Source organism: Xanthomonas sp. AC360 (assembly GCF_979258225.1).
In genome coordinates this window covers 4,478,071-4,495,050 of sequence record NZ_OZ409846.1, presented here as the reverse complement: position 1 = coordinate 4,495,050, position 16,980 = coordinate 4,478,071, and the positions used below count along the sequence as shown (strand labels likewise).

The window sequence follows — 16,980 nt, the reverse complement described above, 5'->3', positions numbered from 1 at the left end:
GCGAATCCGTCGATTTGCAAGAATTCCCGGCAACGGGTAGACTGCGCGGCCCGGTTTTGCCGGGAGCCGCGCAAGCGGCACAGGACCTGTCCCGATCGTGTTCGATCAAGGACTTACAAGCAGGCAAGGGCAAGGATGGAAAGCGTGGTCGCAAGACTGCCGCCCGTGTCAGTGACAAAACACCATCAAGGACATTGCAATGCCCAAGATCAAGACCAACCGGGCGGCGGCCAAGCGTTTCCGCAAGACCGCCTCCGGCAAGTACAAGTGCGGCCACGCAAACCGTAGCCACATCCTCACGAAGAAAGCGACCAAGCGGAAGCGCAACTTGCGGCAGACGAATCACGTCCGTCCCGAGGACGCAGGCCGTCTCGATCGTATGCTTCCCTATCTCTGAGGACTGAACCATGGCACGAGTAAAGCGTGGTGTGCAGGCGCGCCGCCGCCACAAGAAAATTCTGAATCTGGCGAAGGGCTACTACAACGCCCGTCGTAAGGTTTTCCGCGTTGCAAAGCAGGCGGTCATCAAGGCGCAGCAGTACGCCTACATTGGCCGTAAGCAGAAGAAGCGCGTGTTCCGTGCGCTTTGGATCACCCGCATCAATGCGGCTGCCCGCATCAATGGTCTGAGCTACAGCCGTTTCATGAATGGCATGCTCAAGGCTGGCATCACCCTGGACCGCAAGGTGCTGGCTGATATCGCCGTGCACGACGCCGCCGGCTTTGCCGCGCTGGCCGAAAAGGCAAAGGGCGCGCTGGCGGCATAAGTGCGAGTCCCTCGCGAGAGCCCGCACAGCGTAGGTGCGAGTCCCTCGCAAGAGCCCGCACATCCATGTGCGGACTTTTGAAGGGGTAGGTCATCGCGACATCCGCACATACGTGTGCAGATGTCGACGAGGGAACGCAGATATGCAGGGGGAAGGGCGCGAGTCCTTCCCCTTTTGCGTTTTGGGCTGCCAGCTTGGAGTGATGCAAGGGGCTGGCAGCATAGTGAGTGGTCATGCATTCCGGTGCATCCGGAAACACCGTTCGGCTGAGTAGTTGAGGCGCGAGTGCAATGAGTGAGATTCAATCCCTGACCGAGCGCGCGCTGGCCGATGTCGCCGCCGCGCAGACACCGGACCAACTGGAAGCCTTGCGGGTCGCCTTGCTGGGCAAGAGTGGCAGTATCACCGCCCAGCTCAAGCAGCTCGGCACGCTGCCGGCCGAGCAGCGCAAGGCTGCGGGCGAGGCGATCAACCAAACCCGAGATACGCTGAGCGCAGCGTTGTCGGAGCGCAAAACGACCCTGGAAACCGCTGCGCTGGACGCACGTCTTGCTGGCGAGCGCATCGATGTCACTCTGCCGGGCCGCCGTGGCGAGCGCGGCGGCCTGCATCCGGTGACGCGCACGCTCGAGCGCATTGTCGAGATTTTTGCGCGGTTGGGTTACGAGTTGTCCGATGGCCCGGAAATCGAGGACGACTGGCACAACTTCGAAGCACTGAATTTTCCGCCGCATCATCCGGCGCGCGCGATGCACGACACGTTCTATTTCGGCGACGGTCGTCTGCTGCGCACGCATACCTCCGGTGTGCAGGTGCGCTACATGGATGCGCACAAACCACCGCTGCGCATGATTGCGGCCGGCAAGGTGTATCGCTCCGATTCGGACCAGACCCACTCGCCGATGTTCCATCAGGTCGAGGGTCTGCTGGTGGACGAGCATTCGAATTTTGCCGATCTCAAGGGCACCTTATCCGAGTTCGTGCGCGCGTTCTTCGAGCGCGATTTCGAAATGCGTTTTCGCCCCAGCTATTTCCCGTTCGTGGAGCCGGGTGCCGAAGTGGACATCGCCTGGCAGCAGCCCGACGGCAGCACCCGTTGGCTGGAAGTCCTGGGCTGCGGCATGGTGCACCCGAACGTATTGCGCAGCGTCGGCATCGACCCGGAGCGCTACACCGGCTTTGCGTTCGGTCTGGGCGTGGAGCGTTTTGCGATGCTGCGCTACGGCGTCAACGACCTGCGCGCGTTCTTCGAAAATGACGTGCGGTTTCTCAGGCAGTTTGCTTGACGGCGGGGAATCGGGAATCGGGAGTGGAGAATCGGAGCAGCCAAGCGCGCTCCTAGCCCACCTTCCAAATCTCCGAAGACCTCCCGCTGTTGCGATTCCCGATTCCCTATTCTCCATTCCCGGCTCTCCATGAAATTCTCTGAAAATTGGCTGCGTAGCCACGTTCCGATCCAGGCCTCGCGCGAGGAACTGGCCGCCACGCTGACGGCGATCGGTCTGGAAGTCGAAGACGTCACGCCGTTGGGTGAGGCGCTTGGTCAGGTAGTGGTGGCGCGTATCGTCGAGGCCGTGCGGCATCCGGAAGCCGATCGCCTGCAGGTGTGCAGTGTCGATGCGGGGCAGGGCGAGTTGCTGCAAATCGTGTGTGGTGCGCCCAATGCGCGTGCCGGCCTGGTGGCGCCGTTGGCGCTGGTCGGCGCGCAGATCGGCGAGCTGACCATCAAGGCCGCCAAGCTGCGCGGCGTGCCATCCAACGGCATGTTGTGCTCGGCCAAGGAGCTGGGCCTGGATAGCGATGCGTCCGGCTTGTTCGAGTTGCCGGACGACGCGCCGGTGGGTCAAGCCCTTGCGGAGTATCTGGGCTTGCCGGATGCCAGCATCGAAATCAAGCTCACCCCCAATCGCGCCGACTGTTTCAGCGTGCGTGGCATTGCGTTCGATGTGGCTGCAGCATGCGCCAGCGAAGTGGTGGCCTTCGACGCCGGTGCGGTTGCGCCGGTGTCCACGCGGACTCTGGCGGTTGAGCTGGAGGCCGGCAAGGAGGCGCCGCGCTATTGCGGGCGGGTGATCGAAGGCATCGACCCGCTGGCGAAGACGCCGGTGTGGCTGGCCGAGCGTCTGCGTCGCAGCGGCGTGCGTCCGGTTTCGCTGCTGGTGGATATCACCCAGTACGTGATGCTGGAGCTCGGTCAGCCGATGCATGCCTTCGATCTGGATACCTTGCAGGGGCCGATCGGTGTGCGTCGCTCGCGCAGTGGCGAACAGCTGGCGCTGCTGGATGGGCGTCAGGTCACGTTGGACGACAGTTTCCTGACCATCACCGATGCCGGCCGCCCGGTGGCGCTGGCCGGGTTGATGGGCGGGCTGGACACGCGCGTCACCGACAAAACGCACAACGTATTCCTGGAGTCGGCGTATTTCGATCCGGCCGCGATCATGGGCCGTGGCCGCAAGTTCGGCCTGCATACCGATGCGGGCCATCGCTTTGAGCGCGGCGTGGATCCGGCGTTGCCGCCGCAGGCGATCGAGGTGGCCACGCGTCTGGTGCTGGAACTGGCTGGCGGTACGCCGGGCCCGGTGGTGCATGCGCAACTGCCGGAGCATCTGCCGCAGCCCGCGCGCATTCTGCTGCGTCGCGCACGCATCGCGCGGGTGCTTGGCATCCACATCGACGACGCCGATGTCGTGCGCATTCTGAGTGCGCTCGGCATGCAGCTCGATGCGGTTTCCGAAGGCTGGCAGGTCGTTGCGCCGAGCCGTCGGTTCGATATCGCCATCGAAGAAGACCTCATCGAAGAGCTGGCGCGCATCCACGGCTACGATCGCGTACCGACCACGCTGCCGGGCGGTGCCAGCCGGATCGCGATGCCCAGCGAAACCCAGCTCGACGAGCTGACCGTGCGCCGCCAGCTGGTGGCGCGCGAGCTGCAGGAGACCATCAATTACGCGTTCGTCGATGCGGCGTTGCTGCAGCGTTGGCAGTTGACCGACGGCCTGGTACCGCTGGCCAATCCGCTCAGTGCCGAGCTGGCCATCATGCGTCCGCGCTTGCTGCCGGGTTTGGTCGCGACACTGGGCCGCAACGCCGCCCGTCAGGCTGGGCGGGTGCGGCTGTTCGAGCTGGGTAAGGTGTTTGCGGCTTCCGCGCAGGCGGGCGCTGCCCCGCAGGAATCCCAGCATGTCGCCGCCGCGGTGTGTGGCGATGCGCTTGCGTTGCAATGGGGCGAGCCCGCGCGCAAGGTGGATTTTCATGATGTGAAGGGCGACCTGATCGCTTTGGCAGCGGCCAGCGGCGCGGTGCTGGAGTTTCAGCCCTCCGCCCAGCCGTTCGGGCATCCGGGTCGGTCGGCTGATATCTATCGCGATGGCGTGTGCATCGGCTGGATCGGCCAGGTGCATCCGCGCCTGACCAAGGCGTTGGAAATCGACGTCGATGTGATCGCGTTCGAACTGCAGCTGGCGCCGCTGGTGCAGCGCGCCCTGCCGCGCGCCGGCGAGCTGTCGCGGTTCCCGTCGGTGCGCCGCGATCTGGCCTTCCTGGTGCCGGACGAGGTGACTTGGGCGGCGTTGTCGGCCAGCGTGCAGACCACGGTCGGCCCGTTGCTGCGCGAGGTGCAGCTGTTCGACCGGTACGTCGGGCAGGGGGTCGAGCCAGGTTTCAAGAGTCTGGCTATGGGCTTGATTTTGCAGGATAACTCGCGCACTCTCACCGACCGGGACGTGGATGCGGTCGTTACCGATGTGGTGGCCGTGATCGAGCGCGAGCACCGCGCCCGGATCCGGAGTTGAGGCGGTAACCAGGGGATTGGCATGGCATTGACGAAAGCGGAGATGGCCGAACGTCTGTTCGACGAGGTTGGTCTGAACAAGCGCGAGGCGAAGGAATTTGTCGACGCGTTTTTCGACGTGCTACGCGATGCGCTGGAGCAGGGTCGTCAGGTGAAGCTGTCGGGGTTCGGCAACTTCGATTTGCGGCGCAAGAATCAACGGCCCGGTCGCAATCCAAAGACCGGTGAGGAAATTCCGATCTCGGCCCGGACGGTGGTGACCTTCCGCCCTGGCCAAAAGCTCAAGGAACGGGTGGAGGCTTATGCTGGATCCGGGCAGTAATCGCGAACTACCGCCGATTCCGGCCAAGCGCTATTTCACCATTGGTGAGGTCAGCGAGCTGTGCGACGTCAAGCCGCATGTGTTGCGGTACTGGGAAACGGAATTTCCGAGCCTGGAGCCGGTCAAGCGACGCGGCAACCGCCGTTACTACCAGCGACACGATGTGCTGATGGTCCGGCAGATCCGCGGCCTGCTCTACGAGCAGGGCTACACCATCGGCGGCGCGCGTCTGCGGCTGGAAGGCGATGGCGCCAAAAGCGAGTCGGCGCTGAGCAACCAGATCATCAAGCAGGTGCGCATGGAACTGGAAGAAGTCCTGCAGCTGCTTCGCCGCTAGGAAAACGTGTCGCAAAGCCGCTATAATCGCAGGCCGTCCTCGCGACGGGATGCAGCATCTTCGGGGTATAGCGCAGCCTGGTAGCGCACTAGTCTGGGGGACTAGTGGTCGTCGGTTCAAATCCGGCTACCCCGACCAAACATCGAGCCCATGTCCTTCCGACATGGGCTTTTTTGTTGCGTCGCAACATTGCATTTTTGTGTCCCTGCAGCGGTCGCTCACTATGTAGATCGGCATATCGCAGTGCAGCATGAACCGTGCACGAGTGCCCGTTTATTTCGGTCCAGTTCGCTATGGACTTGGGTCACGGAACGATGCTAAGTGTCCGGAAACGTTCCAAATCATTAGCTTGAGATTAGAACGTGGATCACGGTTTTTTAACGCGACAACGACGAACTTGAATCAATAGGCCAACGCCGTCAAAAAAATGGCGTGTCATGCCTTGCGATGCGATCGTTCTGTGCCATAGTGCAGTGCAACACGCAGTACCTTTTCGTGATCCCGATGTTTCTGGGATGAATTTCTCTGTCGTACGTTCGTGCTGGCGCGTTGGCCGGTTGAATGCTGCGCGAGCTCCTGTCCCACCCAACCGAGGCAGCCAGCCATACGCATGAAGAAACTGATCGGACGATTCTGCCAAGGCCTCAGCCTGGCGTTGATCTGCTCGATGGCCCTGGGTGCATGCAGCACCGGGAAGAACATGGCGTCGTCATTGCCGCTTCCCGATCCGCTGGCAATGTCCGCGGTGCAGCCCGAGTATCGACTCTCCCCAGGCGACCTGTTGCTGGTCAAGGTGTTTCAGGTCGACGATCTGGAACGGCAGGTCCGCATCGATCAGAACGGCCACATCTCGCTGCCGCTGATCGGCGACGTCAACGCCGCCGGCATGGGTGTCGGCGAGCTGGAAAAGCTGGTCGCCGATCGCTACCGCGGCGGCTACCTGCAGAATCCGCAGGTGTCGGTGTTCGTGCAGGAATCCAATGGCCGTCGCGTGACCGTGACCGGCGCCGTCACCGAGCCCGGCATCTACCCGGTGATCGGTGCCAATCTGACGCTGCAACAGGCCGTGGCGCAGGCCAAGGGCGTCAGCACTGTGGCAAGCCGCGGCAATGTCATCGTGTTCCGCATGGTCAACGGGCAGAAAATGATCGCGCGCTTCGACCTGACCGAGATCGAGAAGGGCGCCAATCCTGACCCTGAAATCTACGGTGGCGACATCGTCGTGGTGTATCGCTCGGATGCGCGCGTCTGGTTGCGCACCATGCTGGAACTGACCCCCTTAGTGATGGTGTGGCGCGCTTACCGATGAGTATGAATTCCGACAATCGTTCCTCGCCGTCGCAGCGTCATGGGCATCTCGAACTGGCCGACGTCAGCTTGCTCGACTACTGGCGTGCCCTGGTGTCGCAGCGCTGGTTGATCATCCTAATCACGATCGCCGCCGTGCTGCTGGCGCTGGTGATCACCTTCCTGATGCCGGAAAAGTATCGCGCCACCAGTACGCTGCAGATCGAGCGCGATTCGCTCAACGTGGTGAACGTCGACAACCTGATGCCGGTCGAGTCGCCGCAGGATCGCGACTTCTACCAGACCCAGTACCAGCTGCTGCAGAGCCGTTCGCTCGCACGTGCGGTGATTCGCGAAGCCAAGCTCGATCAGGAGCCGGCGTTCAAGCAGCAAGTCGAAGATGCGCTGGAAAAGGCAGCCGCCAAGAATCCGGAAGCGGGCAAGTCGGTGGACTCGCGTCAGGCGATCATCGAGCGCAGCCTGACCGACACCTTGTTAGCAGGTCTGGTGGTCGAGCCGATCCTCAATTCGCGCCTGGTCTACGTCAATTACGATTCGCCGGACCCGGTGCTTGCGGCGAAGATTGCCAACACCTATCCGAAGGTGTTCATCGTTAGCACGCAGGAGCGCCGCATGAAGGCGTCTTCGTTTGCGACCAAGTTTCTTGCCGAGCGTCTGGAGCAGTTGCGCGACAAGGTGGAAGACTCGGAAAAAACGTTGGTTGCGTACTCGACCGATGAGCAGATCGTCTCCGTAGGCGACGACAAGCCGTCGTTGCCGGCGCAGAACCTGACCGACCTCAATGCGTTGCTGGCGTCGGCGCAGGATGCGCGCATCAAGGCCGAGGCCGCCTGGCGTCAGGCCGCCACCGGCGATGCGATGTCGTTGCCGCAGGTGTTGAGCAGCCCGCTGATCCAGACCTTGCGCGGCGAGCAGGTGCGCTTGACCAGTGAGTATCAGCAGAAGCTGTCGACCTTCAAGCCGGATTACCCGGAAATGCAGCGCCTGAAAGCGCAGATCGAAGAGTCGCGCCGTCAGATCAATGGTGAGGTCATCAACGTTCGCCAGTCGCTCAAGGCAACCTATGACGCGTCTGTGCATCAGGAGCAATTGCTCAACGAACGCATTGCCGGTCTGCGCACCAACGAACTCGACCTGCAGAGCCGCAGCATCCGCTACAACATGCTCAAGCGCGACGTCGATACCAACCGTCAGCTCTACGATGCGCTCCTGCAGCGCTACAAGGAAATCGGTGTGGCGAGCAATGTCGGCGCCAACAACGTGACCATCGTCGACACTGCAGATGTGCCTACGTCGAAGACTTCGCCGAAACTCAAATTGAACCTCGCGTTAGGCTTCATCTTTGGCGTATTCCTTGGGTTGGCTGTGGCGCTTGTGCGTTACTTCCTGCGGGGCACCGGGCCGGAAACACGATTGAACTGACATCGTGATGTTGCAAAACAGTGGTTAATTAAAGTGACAACCGATTCAGCGTAGAAAAAGTCGGATCCCGTATGTTTCGGGCTCCCTCGTTTTGAAAGTTTGTCTCTGTTGAAACAAAGGGCTGTCGAGTGATCTGGGGTCGGTAGGTATTACCGCGGTGATCGCTCGACGGAGATGATTGAAAGCTCGCGTGCGATTCGTATGTTCCCCCGCATGCGCCGTATCGAGTTTGGAGGACATCCCCATGCTTTTGGCAGACTTGAGTAGCGCGACGTACACGACATCCTCGCCGCGATTGTTGTCCAAGTACTCGGCGGCAGCCGACTTGGTGCTGCGCGTGTTCGACCTGACCATGGTGGTCGTGTCGGGCCTGATCGCATACCGCATCGTGTTCGGCTCCTGGGTCCCGGCAGCGCCATATCGTGTCGCAATCGCCACCACGCTGTTGTATTCGGTGATCTGCTTTGCGCTGTTTCCGCTGTATCGCAGCTGGCGCGGTCGCGGATTGTTGAGCGAGCTGATGGTGCTGGGCGGTGCCTTTGGCGGCGTGTTTGCGCTGTTTGCGGTGCATGCGCTGATCGTGCAGGTTGGAGAGCAGGTCTCTCGCGGCTGGATCGGCCTGTGGTTCGTTGGCGGCCTGGCATCGCTGGTGGCGGCACGCACCTTGTTGCGCGGCTTCCTGAACCACCTGCGTGCGCAGGGCGTTGACGTCCAGCGCGTGGTGGTCGTCGGTCTGCGCCATCCGGTGATGAAGATCAATCATTACCTGAGCCGCAATCCGTGGGTCGGTATGAACCTGGTCGGTTACTTCCGCACGCCGTATGACATTGCCGTGACCGAACAGCGCCAGTCGCTGCCGTGCCTGGGCGAACCGGATGCACTGATCGATTACCTGAAGGAAAATCAGGTCGAGCAGGTGTGGATTTCGCTGCCGCTGGGCGAGCGCGACCATATCAAGCAGCTGCTGCAGCGTCTGGACCGTTATCCGATCAACGTGAAGCTGGTGCCCGATCTGTTCGACTTCGGTCTGTTGAACCAGTCTGGTGAGCAGATCGGCAACACGCCGGTGATCAACCTGCGTCAGGGCGGTGTGGATCGCGACAATTACTTCGTCGTTGCCAAGGCGCTGCAGGACAAGATCCTGGCCGTGATCGCGCTGATGGGCCTGTGGCCGCTGATGGCTGCGATTGCCGTCGGCGTCAAGATGAGCTCGCCGGGTCCGGTGTTCTTCCGCCAGCGTCGTCACGGCCTGGGCGGTCGCGAGTTCTACATGTTCAAGTTCCGCTCGATGCGCGTGCATGACGATCATGGCACCACCATCCAGCAGGCGACCAAGAACGACACCCGCATCACCCGTTTCGGTGCGTTCCTGCGGCGCAGCAGCCTGGATGAGTTGCCGCAGATCTTCAATGTGCTGGGTGGCAGCATGTCGATCGTGGGCCCGCGCCCGCACGCCGCGCAGCACAACACGCACTACGAAAAGCTGATCAACCATTACATGCAGCGCCATTACGTCAAGCCGGGCATCACCGGTTGGGCGCAGGTCAATGGCTTCCGTGGCGAAACCCCGGAGCTGCGGACGATGAAGAAGCGTATCCAGTACGACCTGGACTACATCCGTCGTTGGTCGCTGTGGCTGGATATCCGCATCATCGTGCTGACTGCAGTACGCGTGTTCGGACAGAAGACCGCGTACTGATGATGGCGGGGAGCGTGCGACCTGGTGCGTCAGGCGTCGCGGGCGGCTGCAGTGCAGCCGCCCCTCTCAGGCAGGCGTGTGCATGCTGATCCGAATGAGCGAGGAAACCCGCGTTCGCTGGCATAACCTGCTGATCGAACTGACGCTGCTGGTCGGCGTGGGCTACAACCTGGTGCTGGCGCTGATCAACGCGAACGTGTTCACCGTGCGTCCGGTGATCACCTACGCCGTCGAGTTCATGATCTACGCGGCCTGCTTCCTGCTGGGCCTGGGCTCGCTGAGCCGTAAACGCATTGCGCTGATCATCAGCGGGCTTGGATTGATCGTCCTGCTGATGTTCGTGCGGTTCCTGGTGAACTGGCAAGTCGATCCGAAATTCTTTCGCGATGCCCTGGTGGTGTTCGCGTTCGTGGTGCTGGGCTCTGCCTATACCGGCTCGGTGCCCAAGTTGTTCATCCGCATGACCATCATCGTCTCGCTGGTTGCCGCGTTCGAGCTGGCAATGCCGAGGGCCTACGGCGACCTGGTCAATCCGAAGAGCTTCTTCGTCAACGCGCGTGGCATGAGCGCCGAAGGGTTCTGGAACGAAGACAGCAACCTGTTCGTCAGCGCCACGCGGCCGGGCGAACGCAACTTCCTGCCGGGTTCCAATCTCCCGCGCGCCTCCTCGATGTTCATCGAGCCGGTGACGATGGGTAACTACATCTGCTTCTTTACCGCCATCGTGCTGGTGTTCTGGCGCTGGATGCGGCCGGCGGCGCTGATCCTGTCGGTGGGGTTGATCGGCTTCATGATCGTCGCCTCGGATGGACGATTGGCGGCGGGCACCTGCGTGCTGATGGTGTTGCTGACGCCGCTATTGAAACGCCTGGATCAGCGATTGGCGTTTCTGGTGTTCTTGTTGGTGATCATGAGTGCGTGGCTGCTGGTGTGGATCACCGGGATCACGGCCTACCAGGACACCACCATGGGCCGGATATTTTTCACCGTTTACTCGATGAACAACCTGTCGTTCGAGTCCTGGCTGGGGCTGGATTTTGCGCAGGCCTACCGTTACTTCGACAGCGGCATTTCGTACTTCATCGCGTCGCAGTCGATCGTCGGGGTGCTGGCATTCCTGCTGTCGTATTCGTTCCTGCTGCTGATGCCGAGCAAGGAAGGCCAGCTGTTCAAGAACCTGGCCATCTTCGCGTTTGCGCTGAGTCTGCTGGTGTCTAACGGCTACTTTTCGATCAAGACCTCGGCGCTGTGGTGGTTCGTGTGCGGCTGCCTGTGGCATATGCGTCCGACCTGGTCTGCGTCGGCGGTCTCCGCTGCTTCGATCAAGGATGATCCAACGGTTGATGGCGCGCAGTTGCCATTGCCTGCGGGAGCGGGGCGATGAGCTCGGCGGCGGCAGCGTCGTCGTCGGTCGCGTCTGATTCCGGCGTGCGGATTGCGGCCGGCGGGAAGGCGCGCGATCAGCGGATCGATGCGGCCAAGGCCATCGCGATCTTGTTGGTGGTGTTTTGCCATGCCAAGGGCGTGCCGCATGACATGACCTTGTTTGCCTACAGCTTCCACGTGCCGCTGTTTTTTTTGGTGTCTGGCTGGTTGGCTGCTGGCTATGCCTCGCGTACCACCAGCATGGCGCAGACGATCACCAAGCAGGCGCGCAGTCTGCTACTGCCGTATGTCACGTTCTATCTGCTGGGCTACGCGTACTGGCTGCTGACCCGCAATATCGGCGAGAAGGCCGCACGCTGGGGAAGTCACCCGTGGTGGGAGCCGATTGTGTCGCTGTTTACCGGGATCGGTCCGGACCTGTATGTGCAGCCGCCGCTGTGGTTTTTGCCGGTGATGCTGGTCACTGTGGTGAGCTACGTATTGCTGCGCCGCTTGCTGCCGCCGCTGGCGATTGCGGCGGCGGGATTGGTGCTGGCGTGGTTCTGGATGAACTGGTTCCCGGCGCAGGGAGTGCGGCTTTTTTTCGGGCTCGATGTGCTACCGGTGTCGTTGTGCTTCTACGCGCTTGGCGCGCTGTTGATTTACGTGTCGCCACGTCTGCCGACCTCGTTGCCGGTCAGTGCGCTGGTGACCGTTGCATTGGCGCTTGCGGTGGCGTGGCTGGCGCAACGTAACGGGCGTATCGACGTCAACATGCTCGGCTTCGGCCGCGACCATGCCGTGTTCCTGCTCAGTGCGGTGCTGGGGTCGTTGATGGTGATCTGCGCGGCGCGGCTGGTGCAGAGCTGGGGCTGGGTACAGTGGATCGGCCGCAATACCTTGCTGATCCTGTGCACGCATATGCTGGTGTTCTTCGTGCTGTCCGGTGTTGCCGCGGTGGCGGGCGGATTCGGTGCAGGGCGGCCGGGCCTGGGTTGGGCGGTCTTCGTGACGGTGTTCGCGCTGGTCGCGTGCGTGCCGATGCGCTGGGTGTTTATGCGTTTTGCCCCCTGGGCCTTGGGTGCGCGCACGGTGGCGGCATGACCGGCGCCGCGGCATGACGACTGCTCCGTATCCCCCGCAAGCCGGACACGACAAAACCGTGGCAATGCCCGGTCGTGCGCCGGCGCTGGCCCGCGATTGGCAGATCGATGCGGCAAAGGCGCTGGCCATCGTGCTGGTCGTGCTGGGGCACGCGAGCGTCATGCCGCCTGCCTACAAACTGTTCGCCTACAGCTTCCATGTGCCGTTGTTTTTTGTGCTTTCCGGCTGGGTCGGCGAGCGCTTCGGACGTCGCGGGTTGAATGTGTCGACGGTGAAAAAGCTGGCGCGGACGTTGTTGATCCCGTACCTGGCGTTCTTCCTGGTGGCATACGGCCTGTGGTTGCTGACGGGCGTGCTCAATCATGCGTTCCAGCAGCCGGGCGCACGGGCGTGGTGGGACCCTTTCCTCGGCGTGTTCTGGGCCAACGGCACGCGCCTCTACGTGCTGCCGGCGTTGTGGTTCTTGCCGGCGTTGTTTGTCACAACGCTGACCTACATTGCATTGCGTGCACGTTTGAGCACGACGGTGGTAGCGGCGCTCAGCTTGCCGATCGCCCTGGCATGGGCGGGATGGTTTCCCTCGTTGCAGCTGCGCTTGCCACTCGCGTTGGACGTGTTGCCGATCGCTTTGTTCTTCATTGCGGTGGGTGGATGGCTGTCGCGCTTTGCCGATGCGCTGCGCGCGCTTCCGGCATGGGTGTGGGCGTTGGCGCTGCCGGTCGTCGCAACGGCATGGTGGCTACTGGCCGGAGCGAACGGGCAGGTGGACGTGAACAATCTGCTGTTCGGGCAATCGGCTGCGCTGTTCCTGCTGGTGAGTCTGTTGGGGACTGCGATGACGCTATGCGTCGCGTATTTCGTCCGGCACTGGCAGTGGGTGCAGTGGATCGGTACCAACACCTTGCTGATTCTGTGCACGCATACGCTGGTGTTCCTGGTGGTCACTAGTGTGGTTGCGCGCACCGGAGTCATCGATCGCGGCCTCATTGGTACGCCGGCGTGGGCGATGGGGCTCAGCGCATTCGCGATCGCGTGCGCGGTGCCGATGCGCGCGGTGCTGGTGCGTGCTGCGCCATGGATGTTGGGGTTGAAGAGTCAATGACGAATTTCAAGAATCATCAGTTGTCGCGGCACATGCGTGCGCGTCACTGGCACAGGAGATTGGCGTAATGAAAGTGGTGCATGTCGTCCGCCAATTCCACCCCTCGATCGGGGGCATGGAAGAAGTCGTTCTCAATGTTGCCCGCCAGCATCAGGCCAACAGCGCCGACACGGTGGAAGTAGTGACACTGGATCGCGTGTTCACCGATCCGGGTGCGCAGCTCGCGCCGCAGGAAACCTATCAAGGGTTGCCGATCCGCCGGATTGGCTATCGCGGTTCGTCGCGCTATCCGTTGGCGCCATCGGTACTTGGTGCGATTGGATCCGCTGATGTGGTGCATCTGCATGGAATCGATTTTTTCTACGACTATCTGGCAGTGACCAAACTGCTGCACAGCAAGCCGATGGTGGTGTCCACACACGGTGGGTTCTTCCATACCGCGTATGCGTCGCGCATGAAGCAGCTGTGGTTCCAGACACTCACGCGCACCTCGGCGTTGGCGTATTCGCGGGTGATCGCAACCAGCGAAAACGATGGCGATCTGTTTGCCAAGGTGGTATCGCCGGCACGCTTGCGGGTGATCGAGAACGGCGTGGACGTGGAGAAATATGCGGGGCAGGGTGCGGCTACTCCGGGTCGGACGATGCTGTATTTCGGGCGCTGGTCGGTGAACAAGGGGCTGATCGAAACGCTGGAGCTGCTGAAGGCGATGCTTGCGCGCGATCCGCACTGGCAGCTGATCATCGCCGGCCGCGAATACGATCTGAATGAAGCCGACTTGCGCAAGGCGATTGCCGAGCGCGGGTTGCAGGATAAGGTGCAGCTGAGCATGTCGCCGTCTCAGGAACAGCTGCGCGCATTGATGCAGCAGGCGCAGTTCTTCGTCTGCCTGTCGCGCCACGAAGGCTTTGGCATTGCCGCGGTCGAGGCGATGAGCGCGGGCCTGATTCCCATCCTCAGCGATATTCCGCCGTTCGTGCGGCTGGCCAGCGAGTCGGGGCAGGGCGTGATCGTCAACCGCGACAGGATCGAAGCGGCGGCCGACCAAGTGCAGGCGCTCGCACTGACGGCCGATGGCGACTTCGCAACGCGTCGTGCGGCATCGATGGCCTACGTGAGCCGCTACGACTGGAAGCATGTGGTGGGGCGCTACATCGACGAGTACCACAGTGCGCTGGGCACGCCGCGCCCGCAGGAGACGCCGCGATGAGCGCGCTTGCATCTGCATCAATGACACGTGCGGCGGCCAAGCCGCAGGTCACGGTGCTGTTCTCCACCGAAAAACCCAATGCCAGCACCAACCCGTATCTGACCCAGCTCTACGACGCGTTGCCCGATGCGGTGCAGCCGCGCTTTTTTTCGATGCGCGATGCCTTGCTGTCGCACTACGACGTGCTGCATCTGCACTGGCCCGAATACCTGCTGCGCCATCCCAGCGCCGTGGGCACGTTGGCCAAGCAGCTTTGCGCGGCATTGTTGCTGCTGAAGTTGCAGGTCACCGGTACGCCGGTGGTGCGCACCTTGCACAACCTGGCCCCGCACGAAGATCGCGGTTGGCGCGAACGTAGCTTGTTGCGCTGGACCGATCGTCTGACGCGCCGCTGGATCCGCATCAATGCCACCACGCCGGTGCGCCCGCCGTTTACCGACACCATCCTGCATGGTCACTACCGCGACTGGTTCGCGACGATGCCGCAAGGCACCACCGTGCCAGGGCGGCTGCTGCACTTCGGTCTGATTCGTCCGTACAAGGGCGTGGAAACGCTGTTGGAGGTCATGCGCGAGGTCAGCGACCCACGCGTGAATCTACGCATCGTTGGTAACCCGGCCACGCCGCAGATGCGCACGCTGGTGGAAGAAGCCAGTGCGCAGGATCCGCGCATCAGCGCATTACTCGCCTATGTCGAAGAGCCGGTGCTGGCACGCGAGGTCAGCGAGGCCGAGCTGGTGGTGTTGCCGTACCGGCAGATGCATAACTCCGGCACGTTGCTGCTCGCATTGTCGTTGGCCCGCCCGGTGCTGGCGCCGTGGAGCGAATCCAATGCGGCGATTGCCGAAGAAGTGGGGCCGGGCTGGGTGTTTCTGTACGAAGGCGAATTCGATGCGGCGCTGTTGACCGGCATGCTCGACACGGTGCGCGCTGCACCACGCGGGCCGGCACCGGATCTATCGCAACGCGATTGGCCGCGCATCGGGCAGCTGCATTACCGCACCTATCTCGAAGCGCTGGGCAAGGATGGAGACGCCGCGCTGTGACCGCAGAAACCCCCACGACGTCTTCTCCCACACCGCCGCCGCAACGCAGCCTGGGCTCGCGCGCTGCCGGCGGCGCGGCGGTGACCATGCTGGGCCAGTCGGCCAAGATGGTCGTGCAGTTCGGCGGCATCATCCTGCTGGCGCGGTTGCTGACACCCTACGACTACGGGTTGATGGCGATGGTCACCGCGATTGTCGGTGCAGCCGAGATCCTGCGCGATTTCGGCTTGTCGGCGGCCGCCGTGCAGGCCAAGCACGTCAGCCGCGAACAACGCGACAACCTGTTCTGGATCAATAGCGGTATCGGTCTGGTGCTTTCGGTGGTGGTGTTCGCCTCGGCGCATGTGATCGCCAACTTCTACAAAGAGCCGGCGCTGGTCACGATCTCGCAAGCGCTTGCGGTGACGTTCCTGATCAACGGCATGACCACGCAATACCGCGCGCATCTGAGCCGTGGGTTGCGTTTTGGGCAGGTGGCGCTGAGCGATGTGGGCTCGCAAGTGCTGGGGTTGGGCGCCGCCGTTGCCGCTGCGCTGCTGGGCTGGGGCTACTGGGCATTGGTGGTACAGCAGGTGGTGCAGGCGGTGGTCAACCTGGTGATCGCGGGCAGCTGCGCACGTTGGCTGCCCGGTGGCTATCGACGCGACGCGCCGATGCGCGATTTCATGAATTTCGGCTGGAACCTGATGGCCGCGCAGTTGCTGGGCTACGCCAGCCGCAATGTGGGGCAGGTGATCATCGGCTGGCGCACCGGGCCCGATGCTTTGGGTCTGTACAACCGCGCGTTCCAGCTGTTGATGATGCCTTTGAACCAGATCAATGCACCGGCGACCAGCGTGGCGTTGCCGGTGCTGTCGCAGCTGCAGGACGACCGCGAGCGTTTCAGCGCGTTTCTGCTGCGTGGGCAGACGGTGATGGTGCACCTGATCGTGGCGCTGTTCTCGTTCGCCTGTGCGGTGGCGATGCCGTTGATCGTGCTGGTGCTTGGCGAACAATGGCGCGAGGCAGTGCCGTTGTTCCAGGTGCTCGCACTGGGCGGTATTTTCCAGACCGCGTCCTACGCCACATATTGGGTGTTTCTGGCGCGCGGTTTGATGCGCGAGCAGTTGCTGTTCTCGCTGGTCAGTCGCGTTGTGCTGATCGCCTGCATCTTCGTCGGTTCGCGTTGGGGCGCAATGGGGGTCGCGGTTGGCTACTCGTTCGGGCTGCTGGTCACCTGGCCGATGTCGCTGATCTGGGTCGGCAAGATTTCCGATACGCCGGTGGGCGTGCTGTTCACCAACGCGGTACGCGCGATGGTGGCGTATGGCGTTGCCGGCGGCTGCGCGTATTACGCCTCGATCACCGTCGGCGGCCCGCTATGGCAGCAATTGGCCGCAGGCGCAGCGGCGATGGCTGCAGTGTGCCTGCTGATGCTGGGCATCTGGCCGTCGTTCCGTCGCGATGTGATCTCCATCGTCAACATCCGCAAGTTGCTGAGTCAGGCCAAGGCGCGTCGATGAGAT

The 16,980-nt window shown here is 62.3% G+C and carries 15 protein-coding genes and 1 tRNA gene; all 16 read left to right on the top strand.

The window, feature by feature from the left end:
• The first annotated feature begins 199 nt into the window (after positions 1–199).
• On the top strand, positions 200–397 hold the full coding sequence (gene rpmI, locus ACZZ0O_RS19245) for a 50S ribosomal protein L35 (RefSeq protein WP_006449141.1): 198 nt from the start codon (positions 200–202) through the stop codon (positions 395–397).
• A 10-nt stretch (positions 398–407) separates the two neighbouring features.
• Positions 408–767, top strand: coding sequence for a 50S ribosomal protein L20 (gene rplT, locus ACZZ0O_RS19240; RefSeq protein WP_006449140.1), 360 nt, complete (start codon positions 408–410; stop codon positions 765–767).
• 290 nt (positions 768–1,057) lie between these two features.
• A complete protein-coding gene (gene pheS, locus ACZZ0O_RS19235) occupies positions 1,058–2,053 on the top strand; it encodes a phenylalanine--tRNA ligase subunit alpha (protein ID WP_055851500.1) in 996 nt (331 codons plus the stop codon).
• A gap of 129 nt (positions 2,054–2,182) precedes the next feature.
• Positions 2,183–4,561 (top strand): phenylalanine--tRNA ligase subunit beta, encoded by a 2,379-nt coding sequence (gene pheT / locus ACZZ0O_RS19230; protein ID WP_463591580.1) that lies wholly within the window; start codon positions 2,183–2,185, stop codon positions 4,559–4,561.
• A 21-nt stretch (positions 4,562–4,582) separates the two neighbouring features.
• Positions 4,583–4,882, top strand: a complete 300-nt coding sequence (locus ACZZ0O_RS19225; RefSeq protein ID WP_002811076.1) for an integration host factor subunit alpha — start codon at positions 4,583–4,585, stop codon at positions 4,880–4,882.
• Positions 4,863–5,219, top strand: coding sequence for a MerR family transcriptional regulator (locus ACZZ0O_RS19220; RefSeq protein WP_005995911.1), 357 nt, complete (start codon positions 4,863–4,865; stop codon positions 5,217–5,219). Before ACZZ0O_RS19225 ends, ACZZ0O_RS19220 begins: the two co-directional genes overlap by 20 nt.
• A gap of 61 nt (positions 5,220–5,280) precedes the next feature.
• Positions 5,281–5,357, top strand: a tRNA-Pro gene (locus tag ACZZ0O_RS19215).
• Between the two features lie 472 nt (positions 5,358–5,829).
• Positions 5,830–6,528 carry a polysaccharide biosynthesis/export family protein gene (locus ACZZ0O_RS19210; RefSeq protein ID WP_055851503.1) on the top strand — a complete coding sequence of 233 codons (699 nt, stop codon included), beginning with the start codon at positions 5,830–5,832 and terminating at the stop codon, positions 6,526–6,528.
• On the top strand, positions 6,510–7,949 hold the full coding sequence (locus ACZZ0O_RS19205) for a GumC family protein (RefSeq protein ID WP_082473561.1): 1,440 nt from the start codon (positions 6,510–6,512) through the stop codon (positions 7,947–7,949). The genes ACZZ0O_RS19210 and ACZZ0O_RS19205 overlap by 19 nt, the downstream gene beginning before the upstream one ends.
• Positions 7,950–8,193: 244 nt before the next feature.
• Positions 8,194–9,648, top strand: a complete 1,455-nt coding sequence (locus ACZZ0O_RS19200) for an undecaprenyl-phosphate glucose phosphotransferase (RefSeq protein ID WP_055851505.1) — start codon at positions 8,194–8,196, stop codon at positions 9,646–9,648.
• Positions 9,649–9,742: 94 nt separating this feature from the next.
• A complete protein-coding gene (locus ACZZ0O_RS19195) occupies positions 9,743–11,032 on the top strand; it encodes a polysaccharide biosynthesis protein GumE (protein ID WP_463592493.1) in 1,290 nt (429 codons plus the stop codon).
• Positions 11,029–12,117: an acyltransferase family protein gene (locus ACZZ0O_RS19190; RefSeq protein ID WP_463591579.1), complete on the top strand. Its 1,089-nt coding sequence runs from the start codon at positions 11,029–11,031 to the stop codon at positions 12,115–12,117. The genes ACZZ0O_RS19195 and ACZZ0O_RS19190 overlap by 4 nt, the downstream gene beginning before the upstream one ends.
• A 64-nt stretch (positions 12,118–12,181) precedes the next feature.
• On the top strand, positions 12,182–13,219 hold the full coding sequence (locus ACZZ0O_RS19185; RefSeq protein WP_463592492.1) for an acyltransferase family protein: 1,038 nt from the start codon (positions 12,182–12,184) through the stop codon (positions 13,217–13,219).
• A gap of 67 nt (positions 13,220–13,286) precedes the next feature.
• Positions 13,287–14,429, top strand: coding sequence for a glycosyltransferase family 4 protein (locus ACZZ0O_RS19180; RefSeq protein ID WP_463591578.1), 1,143 nt, complete (start codon positions 13,287–13,289; stop codon positions 14,427–14,429).
• A complete protein-coding gene (locus ACZZ0O_RS19175; RefSeq protein WP_055851519.1) occupies positions 14,426–15,475 on the top strand; it encodes a glycosyltransferase in 1,050 nt (349 codons plus the stop codon). The genes ACZZ0O_RS19180 and ACZZ0O_RS19175 overlap by 4 nt, the downstream gene beginning before the upstream one ends.
• Positions 15,472–16,977 (top strand): lipopolysaccharide biosynthesis protein, encoded by a 1,506-nt coding sequence (locus tag ACZZ0O_RS19170; RefSeq protein WP_115528104.1) that lies wholly within the window; start codon positions 15,472–15,474, stop codon positions 16,975–16,977. The genes ACZZ0O_RS19175 and ACZZ0O_RS19170 overlap by 4 nt, the downstream gene beginning before the upstream one ends.
• The last annotated feature ends 3 nt before the right edge of the window (positions 16,978–16,980 follow it).